General features: G+C 68.0%; 13 protein-coding genes. All 13 read right to left on the bottom strand.

The features are described from left to right. Nucleotides 1-42 precede the first annotated feature (42 nt). On the bottom strand, nucleotides 43-1,140 hold the full coding sequence (locus KUV38_RS10100) for a thiolase family protein (protein ID WP_222469922.1): 1,098 nt from the start codon (nucleotides 1,138-1,140) through the stop codon (nucleotides 43-45). Beyond that, complete coding sequence (locus tag KUV38_RS10095) at nucleotides 1,140-2,294, bottom strand: AMP-binding protein (RefSeq protein WP_222469921.1); 1,155 nt, start codon at nucleotides 2,292-2,294, stop codon at nucleotides 1,140-1,142. Before KUV38_RS10095 ends, KUV38_RS10100 begins: the two co-directional genes overlap by 1 nt. After that, complete coding sequence (locus KUV38_RS10090) at nucleotides 2,291-3,103, bottom strand: metal ABC transporter permease (RefSeq protein WP_222469920.1); 813 nt, start codon at nucleotides 3,101-3,103, stop codon at nucleotides 2,291-2,293. The genes KUV38_RS10095 and KUV38_RS10090 overlap by 4 nt, the downstream gene beginning before the upstream one ends. 44 nt (nucleotides 3,104-3,147) lie before the next feature. Further along, nucleotides 3,148-3,894, bottom strand: coding sequence for a metal ABC transporter ATP-binding protein (locus KUV38_RS10085; protein ID WP_222469919.1), 747 nt, complete (start codon nucleotides 3,892-3,894; stop codon nucleotides 3,148-3,150). After that, nucleotides 3,891-4,376, bottom strand: a complete 486-nt coding sequence (locus KUV38_RS10080) for a transcriptional repressor (RefSeq protein ID WP_222469918.1) — start codon at nucleotides 4,374-4,376, stop codon at nucleotides 3,891-3,893. Before KUV38_RS10080 ends, KUV38_RS10085 begins: the two co-directional genes overlap by 4 nt. A 54-nt stretch (nucleotides 4,377-4,430) precedes the next feature. Beyond that, entirely contained in the window at nucleotides 4,431-4,874 is a 444-nt protein-coding gene (gene dtd, locus KUV38_RS10075; protein WP_222469917.1) for a D-aminoacyl-tRNA deacylase, read from the bottom strand. Continuing rightward, nucleotides 4,871-5,797 carry a carbohydrate kinase family protein gene (locus tag KUV38_RS10070; protein ID WP_222469916.1) on the bottom strand — a complete coding sequence of 309 codons (927 nt, stop codon included), beginning with the start codon at nucleotides 5,795-5,797 and terminating at the stop codon, nucleotides 4,871-4,873. Before KUV38_RS10070 ends, dtd begins: the two co-directional genes overlap by 4 nt. A gap of 112 nt (nucleotides 5,798-5,909) precedes the next feature. Continuing rightward, entirely contained in the window at nucleotides 5,910-6,716 is an 807-nt protein-coding gene (locus KUV38_RS10065) for a nucleotidyltransferase domain-containing protein (protein WP_222469915.1), read from the bottom strand. Between the two features lie 87 nt (nucleotides 6,717-6,803). Continuing rightward, a complete protein-coding gene (locus KUV38_RS10060; RefSeq protein ID WP_222469914.1) occupies nucleotides 6,804-7,913 on the bottom strand; it encodes a TFIIB-type zinc finger domain-containing protein in 1,110 nt (369 codons plus the stop codon). 68 nt (nucleotides 7,914-7,981) lie between these two features. Then, nucleotides 7,982-8,452: a cytochrome b gene (locus KUV38_RS10055; protein ID WP_222469913.1), complete on the bottom strand. Its 471-nt coding sequence runs from the start codon at nucleotides 8,450-8,452 to the stop codon at nucleotides 7,982-7,984. Between the two features lie 86 nt (nucleotides 8,453-8,538). Then, nucleotides 8,539-9,744: an SPFH domain-containing protein gene (locus KUV38_RS10050; RefSeq protein WP_222469912.1), complete on the bottom strand. Its 1,206-nt coding sequence runs from the start codon at nucleotides 9,742-9,744 to the stop codon at nucleotides 8,539-8,541. An 87-nt stretch (nucleotides 9,745-9,831) separates the two neighbouring features. Continuing rightward, nucleotides 9,832-10,767, bottom strand: coding sequence for a DUF2927 domain-containing protein (locus tag KUV38_RS10045; RefSeq protein WP_261385195.1), 936 nt, complete (start codon nucleotides 10,765-10,767; stop codon nucleotides 9,832-9,834). 30 nt (nucleotides 10,768-10,797) lie between these two features. Beyond that, nucleotides 10,798-11,997, bottom strand: a complete 1,200-nt coding sequence (locus KUV38_RS10040; protein ID WP_222469911.1) for a toxic anion resistance protein — start codon at nucleotides 11,995-11,997, stop codon at nucleotides 10,798-10,800. Between the last annotated feature and the right edge of the window lie 20 nt (nucleotides 11,998-12,017).

The raw sequence follows: 12,017 nt of genomic DNA, 5'->3' as shown, positions 1-12,017 counted from the left end.
GCGGAGCGTTACCCGCCGGGGCGCGGGGTGGCAAGCTGTGGGTCAGGGCCGGGTGAAGAGCGCGGCGCTGCCGAGCCCGCCTGCCGCAGCGATGGTGGCGAGGCCGGTTGAGGGGCCGCCTGGCGCGGTGAGCGCGTGGAATAGGCGACAGGCGAGGATCGCGCCGGAGGCTCCGATCGGATGACCGCGCGCGAGGGCGCCGCCCTGCGGGTTGGTGCGGGGTTCGCGCAGGCCGGTGGCGTTGAGGGTGGCGATGGCTTGGGCTGCGAAGGCTTCCATCAGCTCGAAGTGGTCGATCTGCTCGGGGGTGAGGTTGGCCTCGGTGAGCACGGCTTGGATGGCGGCCACCGGGGCGAGGCCGGGCTGGGAGGGGTCGCCGCCCAGCATGGCGGAGGGGCCGATGTGGACGAAGGGCAGGCCGAGAGATTGCGCACGTGCCTCGGTGGTGACGAGCAGGAGGGCGGCGGCATCGGCCTCGGGCGCGGTGTTGGCGGCGGTGATATTGCCGGAGAGGGGTTTGGCGCGGGCCAGAAGGCGCGCCGAGAGGGTACGGGCGTAGGGATCGGCTGCCAGCTCGGCGAGTGGGGCGATCTCGGGCAGTGGCGGGGCGGCGAGGGCCTTGCAGTGGGAGTCTGCGGCGTAGGCATCCTGCGCGGCGCGGGCGATGGCGAGGGCGTCGGCGGCCTCCGGCATGTCCGGGTCGCGGGCCGGGTCGGGGGAGAAGCGGGGGCGCAGGTAGGGTTGAGGCGGGCCGCCGTCCGGGTCGGTTGCCATGCGGAGAGGGCGGCGGGAGAAGCTTTCGGCCCCGCCTGCCAGAACATTGGTGGCACGGCCGCTCTCGATGAGGGCGGCGGCGAGGAGAACGGCATCCAGCCCGCCGGTGCATTGCCGGTCGATTGTGAGGCCGCCGACGCGCTCGGGAAGGCCAGCGGCGAGGGCGGCGATGCGGGCGGGGTTGCCGCCTGCGCCGAGACCATTGGCGAGGATCAGCTCGTCGATGTCATCGGGAGCGAGGCCTGCATCCGACAGGCAGGCGCGGGCGGCGTGGGCGGCGAGTTCCGGCGCGTCGATCCGGGCCAGCGCGCCGCCGCGCGGGGCAACGGGGGTGCGCCGGGCGGCGATGAGGACGGCGCGGGGCATCAGGGGGTGGCCTCTTTGCTATGCTCATCTGCCAGAAGCACCTCAATTGCAGCGAGGTCGGTCTTGCCGGAGGGGCGGCGGGGCCAGGCCTCTGTGGCGATGCGGGTCATGCTGCGGGGGCGGGCGAGGGGCGGCAAGGCGGTTAGGGCGGAGGGCTCGAGCTGCGAGGTGCCAGCGTATGCGGCGGCGAGGCGGGTGCCGCGGGCCCTGTCAGGCCGGGGGAGCACGGCGGCCTCGGTGACGCCGGGCAGGGCGAGGAGCGCGGCCTCGACCTCTTCAAGTTGCACGGTCTGCTCGGCGATCCGCACGGCGCGGTCGGCCCGGCCCGCGAGGTGGAGTGTGCCATCAGCGAGCCACCCGCGCTCGCCTACGGTGGTGAAGCCACGGGCGTCGCGGTGGGGGTCGGGTCCTGTGGCATAAGCCTCGAAGAGATAGGGGCTGCGGAGCCAGACCTCGCCGGTGCCATCGACGTCCGGATTGCGGATTTCAATCTCGACGCCGGGGTAGGGCGCGCCATCGAGCGTGATGAAACTGGTCTCGGCGGCGCCGTAGAAGCTGTGGATCTGCGCCGAGGGGAAGAGCCTGCGGGCGTGGGCCTCGGTTGCGGCATCGAGCGCACCGCCGCCGATGAGCAGGCGGGTGACGCCGGGCGCGGGCGGGCCGAAGAGCAGGCGGATCTGCGACGGCGTGGCCCAGAGCAGGGTGATGGCGCGCCTTGCGATGGCCTGTTGCTGGCGGTCGGGGCGCAGGCCGTGGAGCAGGTGTGCTTCGCCGCCCACATGGAGCGCCTCGAGCGCGCCGTAGAGGGTGAGGGAGTGAGCGAGGCTGCCGAGGGTGGCGGCGCGGGTTTGCGCCCCGAGGGACCATGCGGCACGATTGACCTCGAAGCTGGCGATCCAGCTTGCCTGCGTGCGGCGGATGTGCCGGGGCGCGCCGGTGGTGCCGCCGGTGAGGGTCTCAAATGCGGGCGCGGCCTGCGTGGGGCCGAGGTGGAGTGCGGGCGGGTCGAGGCGGAAGGTGGCGCGTGGTGCGGCGTCGAGGGCGGCGGCGAGCAGTTCTGGCTCGCTTGCAGGGGCGGTTACCGGGCCGAGCGGTTGGGGTCCGTCAGGGCCAAAGAGGCGTGCGGTAGCGGCGGCGGTGAAATGGGCGCTCATGGCGCACGGTGCAGCAGGGGGCGCAGGACCGGGCGGAGCAGCATCGTCAGCGCGAAGAAGGCGGCGGCGGTGCAGACGATTGTGGGGCCGGTCGGGCTATCCCACTGATAGGACAGGCGTAAACCGCCCAAGGATGAGGCCACACCGATCACTGCGGCGATGGCGGCCATCACCTCCGGCGTTCGGGCCAGCGGGCGGGCGGCGGCGGTGGGCAGGATCAGCAGTGCGGTGATCAGCAGCGCCCCCACGACCTTGATCGCCACGGCCACGGTGAGGGCGAGGGCGAAGACCATCACGAGGTTTTCCCGCCGTGGGTCGACGCCAGAGGCTCGGGCGAGGTCGGGGGATATGACCGAGACAAGCAAGGCTTGCCAGCGCCAGATCAGCACCGCGATGACCAGCACGGCCCCGCCCCAGATAAGGCCGAGGTCGCTGCGGGAGACCGCGAGGATATCGCCAAAGAGATAGGCCTCCAGATCAAGCCGCGCGCCGCCGGGAATAAGCGACACCGCAAGGAGGCCGGAGGCGAGGGCGGCATGGGCGAGCACGCCCAGCAGGGTATCGGAGGCGAGGCGTCGGCCTGAGAGTCCGCCGACGGCGAGGCCCATCGCGAGCGCGGCGACGCCGACACCGACCGGGATCGCGATGCCGAAGCCGAGCGACAGCGCCACGCCGAGCAGGGCGGCATGGGCCGTGGCATCGCCGAAATAGGCCATCCGCCGCCAGACGACGAAACAGCCAAGAAGCGCGGACACAAGCGCCACGCCGACACCGGCGAAGGCGGCGCGAATGAGGAAATCGTCAAACATCGTGGCTCGGGGGGGCTTCGGGTGAGTTGGTCATGGCGCCGACCTCAATGCGCATGGTCGTGGTGGTGATCGTGGGCATGATCATGCGCGTGATCGTGCTCGTGCCGATAGAGCGCCAGAGCGCCGCCGGTGCCATCGCCGAAGAGGGCGCGATACTCGGAGGAGTTGCGAACCACTTCGGGGGAGCCTTCGCAGCAGATGTGGCCGTTGAGGCAGATCACCTTGTCGGAAGCGCTCATGACCACGTGCAGCTCATGACTGACCATCACCACGCCGCAGCCGATGCTGTCACGCACGTGTTCGATCTGCTTGTAGAAGGCGGCCTGACCGGGCTGGTCGAGGCCTTGGGTCGGCTCGTCGAGCAAGAGGATCTGCGGCTCGGCCAGAAGGGCGCGGGCGAGCAGGACGCGCTGCAGCTGGCCACCGGAAAGGTCGGCCAGCTGGCGGTGCTCCAATGCGGCGACCTCTGCATAGCTGAGGGCGCGGCTACGGGCATCAGCGCTCACGCGGCGGGGCAGGGACAGAAAGCGCGCCACGGTCATCGGCAGGGCCGGGTCGAGCGTGAGCTTCTGTGGCACGTAGCCGATCCGCAGGCCGGGCGCGCGGCTGATGCTGCCGGAGGCCGGGGGGATGTCGCCGATCAGGGCTTTCAGAAAGCTGGTTTTGCCGGAGCCGTTGGGGCCGACGATGGTGGTGATCTCGCCCGGCTCGAAATTGGCCGATACGCCCGAGAGCACCACTTGGCCGTCGCGTTTGAGGGAGAGGTCGCGGGCCTCGATGAGGGCGCTCATGCCCCGGCCCCGGACTGGCATTGGGGGCAGAGGCCTCGGGCCTCCACGACAGCGTCCTCGACGGTGAAACCGGCATCCTGGGCGTCCGCGCCGAGGGGGGCTTTGTCGGCCAGAGCCTCGGCCACGCGGCCGCAATCGCGGCAGATCAGGAAGGCGGCGCCGTGGCCTTCGGCGGCATCGGGGTGGGAACAGGCGACATAGGCGTTGAGCCGTTCGATGCGATGGGCAAAGCCTTGTTCGGTCAAGAAATTCAGCGCGCGATAGGCCACCGGCGGCTTGTCTCCCAAGCCCTCGGCGGCGAGGCGCTCCAGCAGGTCATAGGCGCCGAGGGCCTTGTGGCTTTCCAGCAGGATCTCCAGCGCGCGGCGGCGCAGCGGGGTGAGGCGCGCGCCACGTTCAGCACAGGCGGCCTCGGCGGCGGCGAGCGCCGTGGAGACGCAGGCGTGATGGTCGTGCGGCGCGAAGCCGGTGGGGTCGGACATATGCGGGCCGTTACGTTATAACAGAGTGCTACCTAGCCCCGATGGCGCTCTGCATCAAGCCTCAGTGTCGAGCCAGATGGTGATTGGGCCGTCGTTCACGAGGCCGACCTTCATATCGGCCGCGAATTGCCCGCGCTGCGTGCGGATGCCGAGATCGGCGAGAGTAGCCGCAAAATGCTCGTAGAGCGCTCGGCCCGTGTCAGGCGCGGCGGCGGTGGAAAAGCCGGGGCGGTTGCCGCGGCGGGTGTCGGCGGCGAGGGTGAACTGGCTCACCACGAGGGCGCTGCCGCCGGTGTCGGCCACCGAGCGGTTCATCTTGCCGTCATCGTCCTGAAAGATGCGCAGTTTGGAGACGCGGGCGGCGAGCTTTTCGGCCTCGGCCTCGGTGTCGCCCTGCATGGCGCAGACCAGCACCAGAAGGCCCGGCCCGATCTCGGAGATTCGGTTGCCATCAACGGTGACGGTGGCCTCCAGCACCCGTTGCAGCAGGGCTCTCACGCCAGCTCCCCCGCCCAAGGCGGGTTGGCTCCGGCGCGCTGCACGGTCACGGCGGCGGCCTTCACGCCGAGGCGAAGCGCGTCGATCACCACCTCTTTGGGCAGGCCCTCGGAAACGGCCCTCTTGGAGAGGGCGCCGGCCCTGTCCAGCCCGGCCAGAACGCCCGCATTGAAGGTGTCGCCCGCGCCAACGGTATCGACCACCTCGACACGCTCGGCGAGCACGGTGTGGGCACCGGAGGCGAGATAGGCGGTCACGCCCTTCGCGCCTTCAGTCACGCAGATCATCTTTGGCCCCTTGGCCAGCAGTTCCTCGGCATGGGCGGCGGGGTCGGCATCGCCGAACATCCAGCGCAGGTCTTCATCCGACAGTTTGAGAATGTCGGTATGGGCCAGCATTGCCTCTGTGCGGGCGCGGTATTCGGCCTCATCGGGGATGAAATCGGGGCGGACGTTCACATCCATCATGATGAGCTTGGACTTGGAGTGGCGCTTCATGAGGGAGAAGTAGGTATCGCAGCAGGGTTTCACAGCGAGGGAAATTCCGCCGAAGAACAAGGCCTTGGCGGCGCGGGGCAGGGCGGGCAGGTCTTTCACCCGGATCATCCGGCCTGCGCTGCCCTCATCGAAGAAGGCATATTCGGCCTGGCCATCGGTGAGGCGGACGAAGGCCAGCGTGGTGGGGCGGCCGGAGCGGATCAGCAGATCGGGCGAAACCTTGGAGGCCTCGAGCCCGGCGACCAGTTGTTCGCCGAACATGTCGGTGGAGACGCCCGAGACGAGCCCGGCCTGCGAGCCGAGGCGGCCGAGCGCGATGGCGGTGTTGAAGACAGACCCGCCGCAGACCGGCAGGAACATGGCCTCCCCGCCCGTGCCTTCACGCGGGAGCATGTCGATCAGGGCTTCGCCTGCGCAGATGATCATGGGGTCCCCTCCGGTGCGCCGTTACCGCTAACAATGCCTTGTTTGCATCGGCTCTAGCCGAAAGGAGGGGCCGGGCGCAAGGGGACAGGGGCGCGGCGCGGCGAGTCCCGGCCTAAGGCAGTTCCAGGCTCAACTCGCGGCGGAGAAGATCCCGGGTGGCGGCCTCGAAGGCCTCCGGCCAGGAGAGGCCGAGTGCTATGTGGAGCGACCGGGCGCGGGGGAGGAAGGCACCGGCGAGGGCAGTGTAGGCGGCCAGCAGCTCCGCGCGGTCCGGGCCGGGGTAGGGCAGGGCGGTGAGTTGGGCCATGTCCTGAGTCGGCAGAAGGCGGGACAGGTGGAGGATGCCGCCCTTCTCGGGTTCGGGAACCTCTTCGAGCATCAGGTCCACCAGCATGTCACGCAGCAGTCCCGCGCCCTTGACCAGCAGCACCCATTCCTTCCGGCCCATGCCCACGTGGAGCAGGCCAAGCACGCGGAGGAACTCCCGCGTCAGCGCGGAGACGCGCTGGGGCGAGGGCGTGGCGAGCGGTTGGGGCGGGGCCAGCATGGCGTGCAGGCCATCCGGGTCGTGCAGTGGCAGGAGCGTGTTGGATGCGCGGGCCAGAAGGTGTTCGCGCGCGGGCAGGGAGAGGTCGATGCGCCGCCATTGGGGGGTGATGGCATTCACGAGCCGAACGTCGAAGCGCACCTGCCAGAGCACCGGTTCGAGGCTGCCGGGGAGGCCACCGCGCAGGGCCTCTGTCAGCAGCTTCTCGTCGCCGGGCCGGGCCACGGCGACAAGGTCGATGTCGGAGTAGGCATCCGCCGTACCGCGCCCGTGGCTGCCGCCAAGAAACAGCGACTCCAGCCCGTCCGACGCCGAGAGGATTTCGGTCAGGGTGCGGATCAGCGGTGCGTCCGGATGGGTCAACCAAGTCATGCGAGGGATTTAAGCAGCCCGCGTGGCCAAGTCATCCGGCAGAGCTGCAAAAGCGCTTTGTTATCAATCCACAGGCCTCGGCACCACTCACTGGCTTATCGCCACGGCATAGCCCACCGCGCCGGCGACGATCAGGCCCAGCACCACGGCGAAGGCGATCTTCCAGGCCGACCAGGGCCGTTCGCCCTGCACCTTGCCGGACTGTCCGTTGACCACGAAACGGTAGCTCTTGCCCTTGTACTTGTAGGCCGCGAGCCAGACCGGCAGCAGGACGTGCTTGAAGGTGATGTCGCTCATGTCGGTCGAGAGGGTCGCGATCTTTTGCTGGTCGCCTCCGATGTCGAAGCGCACGTCACGGCGGATCTGCGCCTCCATCACGCCCTTGGCCTCCTCGAAGCCCTCGGCCAGCTCCACCTGATAGCCCTCGGCGCGGAACCCGGCGAGGAAGTGCGGGGCATAGGGCTCGAGGCCGGTGAGGTTCCACGGCTCAAGACCGTCGGTGTATTTCTTCGGCAGGCTGCGGGAGGCCAGCACGAGCACGTCGTCGAACCAGCGGGCAACGCGGCCCTTCACCGGGGTCCATGCGATCTTGCGGACACGGCGCTGCTCGGGTTTGCCATCGCGCATCACCGTCTGGGTCTCGTAATAGTAAACCCCGCGCATGCCGGTGTAGCGGCTCTTGGTGTCGGCGTCGTAGGTCCAGTAGGGCACGTAGATGCCCTGCATCTTGCGACCCTTACGGGCGTATTCCTGCAAGCCGCCGGGCGCGAACCAGAGCTTGCCGAGCCATTCGTTCATCGCATCGCGCGCCTGTCCCTCCTTGAGGGCGAAGGGCACGAGGCCCTTGGGCTTGATGTGACGATGGGTGCCGGTGTCGGTCACGATGGGCGTGGCGCAGAAGGGGCACTCGGTGGCGTGGTCGTTCTCGTTGAACTCCACCTGCGCGCCGCAGCTGGTGCATTGGATGACGCGGGTTTCTTCCATCTCCGCCTCGGGCAATTGTGCCTGGAGCGCGGCCTCGTAATCCAGCTCTTCGATAGGGGAGGTGGTGACCTCGTTTTCGACAACCGCCTCTTCGCGATGGCCGCAATGGTTGCACTGGAGCGCGCCCGAGGTCGGATCGAACCGCATGTCGGCCCCGCAGGCGGGGCAGGGGAAGCGATGCTCTTCGGTGGCGGAGGAATCGATATCGGTCATGGAAATCGCGCTTGGGTTGGAATGGGTTGGCCGCAGGTTAGGGGAAGGCGCGGAGCGGTGCTAGGGGGCTAAGGGCGGCGCAGGCCCATCCGGGCGAGCAACCCGTCTTTCAGGATGAACTGGTGATAGAGCGCGGCGGCGGTGTGGGCGGCGGCGGTGAGGAGCAGCAGGGTTTTCAGAAGCTCATGCAGGTCTGCCGCCTCCTCCCAGCGCAGGTAGAAGGCAAAGCCGCCAGACCACGGCGTGGCGATGGCCAAGGCGTAGAGCGCCCAATGGGTGAGTTCGGCCAAGCGCTGTTGCCATGCCGGATCATCCACTGGCGGAGGTGGCGCGCCGCGCAGGAGCCGCAGGGCGAGGCGGACGAGCATGAGGAAGAAAACTGTCAGGCCGAGGACGCCGTGGAGTGGCAGGGGTGCATCGGCAGGCAGGACCTCCCAATCGTCCATCTGATCAGAGAGCAGGAAGGCGCCGATGATCAGGATGACCACCAGCCAATGGAGGATGATCTGGAGGCGGGAATAGGCGTTGGGGCGGGGCATGGGCCGATCCTGAAAGCAACTCTGCCGCGCCCGGGGAGCGCGGCAGAGTGTGTGTCGTCAGTGTCTCATGGGTTCGAAGGCCGGTCTCACACCCCCGGCGGCGGGGGCGGGGGGAGGATGGTGAAGAGCTGGGCGAGTTCAGGGATGTCGCCCGCCTTGAGCCAACCGTCCTGCCCGGCGGTCCAGACCATGCTATCGCGGGTCAGGCCGCCTTCGTGGACCATCCGGCCCATGCGGGCCTTGGAGAAGGGGCCATCGGTCGCACCGTTGGCGGCGACGTGCCAGAGCTTCTCGGCCGGGGGCGGGGGGGGCGGGGGCGGCGCGGCGTGATGTGCGGGCGCGTAGCCGGGCTGGCCGCCCGGCTGGTGCGTGGCATGGCCAGCGGGTGCGCCCCACGGGCCGGGCTGCGGCTGCTGGCCGTAGCCTTGCGGGTTCATCGCCTGACCCATCTGGTTGGCCATCGCCATGCCCATGCCCATGCCGATCCCTGCGCCCATGCCATTGCCACCCGCGCCGGGGTTGGCAGCGGCCGCGCTCATGGCCTCGGCGGCGGCGAACTGGGTGTATTTGCCGAGGTCGCCAACCACGCCCATGGAGGTGCGCTTGTCGAGTACCTCTTCCACGGCGGGGGGTAGGGATATGTTCTCGATATAGAGCTCGGGGATGATCATGCCGTATTCGGAGAGTGTCTTGCTGACCTCGGTGGAGATGATCTTGCCCATGTCGGCGGTGTTGGCCGCCATGTCGAGCACCGGGATGCCGGAGCCGGCCATCACGCGGGAGGCTTCCTGCACGATGATGTTGCGGATCTGGAAGGTGATCTCATCGGAGGTGAACTCACCATCGGTGCCGACGATCTCCTGCATGAAGAGGGCCGGGTCGGAGACCTTCACCGAATAGGTGCCGAAGGCGCGGATGCGGGTCGGCCCGAACTCGGGGTCGCGCAGCATCACCGGATTCTTGGTGCCCCACTTGTTGTCATTGAACCGGATGGTGTTGACGAAATAGATCTCGCTCTTGAACGGCGACTGGAACCCGTGATCCCAGTGCTGGAGCTTGGTCATGATCGGCATGTTGTTGGTCTCCAGCATGTACATGCCGGGAGAGAACACATCGGCCAGTTGGCCCTCGTGGATGAAGACGGCGGCCTGCCCCTCGCGGACGGTCAGCTTGGCGCCATACTTGATCTCGTGGCCATAGCGCTCGAAGCGCCAGACCATCGTGTCGCGGGTGTCGTCGGTCCAATGGATGACGTCGATGAATTCGCCGGAAAGAAAATCGAGAATGCCCATGGCGGCCTCCTTAAGTGAATGCGGGGACTATAGCCGCTGAGGGCGGCCAGAAAAGCGTGTTTGCCGGGATGTCGGGGGCGGGCGCGGTCACACTCGGCCTCCGAGAATTTCGCCGACGATTTGCTTGACGATGGGCTTGGCCTCCAGCGCGGTCATGCCGGGGCGCAGCCTGCCATCGTAGAGGATGCGGAGGAGTTGCTCGTCGTGAGTGGTGAGCAGGCCGAACTCCTCGTCATCGTTGAAGATGGAGGGCCGGGCCTCGGGACTGTCGTTGGCCAGGCCAAGGCCCTGGGCCAGCTCTTCGTGGATGCAGGAAAGGCGAAGCAGGTCGGGGTGCTCGGCGCGGATGATCGCCACCGCGCGGGTGTAGACGGAGCTGTTGCCGGTGGTGGTGGCGAAGACGAGGCACAGCGTGTCGCGCGGCAGGGTCTCGATGGTGCGGATGGCTGCATTGTCGATGCCGGGCACGAGGCGGCGCAACTCGGGGCCGATGGCGGCGCGCTCATCTTCGTTCAGCATCAGAACGGTGAAGTTGCCGTTGCCGGTGCCCATGCTCATCGGGTGGCCGGTGGCGCGGGAGAGGCGGCGGACGAAGGCAGCAACATTGGTGCGGTCCTTGGCGCGCTGGGATTCCGGCACCGTCTCGCCGAAGCGCAGGCCGAAGCGGATAGGCTGTTCCCAGCGGCGGAGGTTCGACTCCGACTGCTGAGCCACCAGCGTTCCGCCGCGCGAGACGTACTCGTCGAAAAGCGCGATGCGGACGAAATTCTCGGTCAGCTGCCGGTCGGAATAGGGGGTATCGGGGCCACCACCGTCCCGGCGCAGCAGGCCGCGCGCCAACAGGTCCGATTGCACACGGGCGTAGTGGCGCGCCGCCGCACGGCTGGCCTCGGACGGGTCCTTGGGGCGCGGAGCCAGCTCATCCGGCGTTGCAACCGGATCAGGCTCTGACTGGGGCGCGGGAAGTTCTTCGCAGCCCGCGAGAATGAGAGCGGCAATCAGCATCGCCGCTCTCGGAAGCATGGTCTCCAGGCGCAATTCGCGGCCCCTTCTTCAGCTGCCCGAAACGGCAGTACCGGCTGTGTCGCCCAGCCCGGTCTTGCGGGCCTTGGCGGCGGCGAGCGTGTTTTTAAGCTCACTTTCCATCTTGTGCAGCTCTTCCTCGGCCTCGGCGCGCTTGCGCTTGCCTTCATCAGCGATCTGGAGGCTCTCCTCGATGGTGGCGACCAGTTCGGCGTTGGCGGTTTTCACCGCCTCAATGTCGAATACGCCGCGCTCCATCTCGGTGCGGATCTTGGCGTTGGTCTCGCGCAGGTTCTTGGCGTTCTGGGTCAGGAGCTCGTTGGTCAGATCATTCGCGGAGCGGACGGCCTCGGCGGCCTCGGCGGAGCGCTGGATCGTGACCGCCTGCGCCAGCTGGGTCTCCCAGAGCGGCACGGTGTTGACGAGGGTGGAGTTGATCTTGGTGACGAGGCTCTTGTCGTTCTCCTGCACCAGCCGGATAGAGGGCAGCGACTGCATGGTGACCTGGCGGGTCAGCTTGAGGTCATGCACGCGGCGCTCGAGGTCATCGCGGGCGGCACGCAGGTCGCGCAGTTCCTGCGCCTTCATCACGCCCTGCTCTTCAGGGGCGGCCTGCACCTCGGCCTCTTTGGCGGGGATGGTGGTGGCATCCAGCTCGGCGATCTTGGCCTCACCGGCGGCGATATAGAGGGCCAGCTCGTCGTAGAAGCTGAGGGTCTTTTCGTAGAGCACGTCGAGCGACTTGATGTCTTTCAGCAGCTTGTGCTCGTGGCCTTCGAGCTCGGCGGTGATCTTGTCGATCTGGTCCTGCACGTCCTCGAAGCGGGAGAGGAAGTTGGCGAAGGGTGCGGCGCGGCCGAGCAGCTTTTCCCAGAAGGAGCGCTTGCGGCGCACGTCCAGCTCGGAAACCGAGAAACCGCGGATGGTGGTGACCATCTTGCGCAGCCCGTCGCCCGCCGGGCCGACATCCTTGTTCTTCACATCGGCCAGCATGGCCTGCGAGATGGTCTGCAGTTCCGACTGTGCGGCGGAGCCGAAGTTGACGATGGAGCCGGTGTCGCTCATGTCGAGCTCGCCCATGCGCTTGGTGATCTCGGCGGAGAGGGCCGGGTCGGCCTCGGCGAGGGGCACGACGGCATTGGCCTCGACCGGCTCGGGCAGAACCACGGCGTTGACCTCTTCCACCTGTGCCAGCGTTTCCTTGGCCTTGGCGTGAACTTCCTGTTCCATAGTCCCTTGTTTCTCCTTTG

The organism is Vannielia litorea (assembly GCF_019801175.1).
In the GTDB taxonomy this organism is placed as follows: Bacteria; Pseudomonadota; Alphaproteobacteria; order Rhodobacterales; family Rhodobacteraceae; genus Vannielia; species Vannielia litorea_B.
Note: the sequence above shows the minus strand (reverse complement) of the source record. Positions and strands in the feature narration are given on the sequence as shown.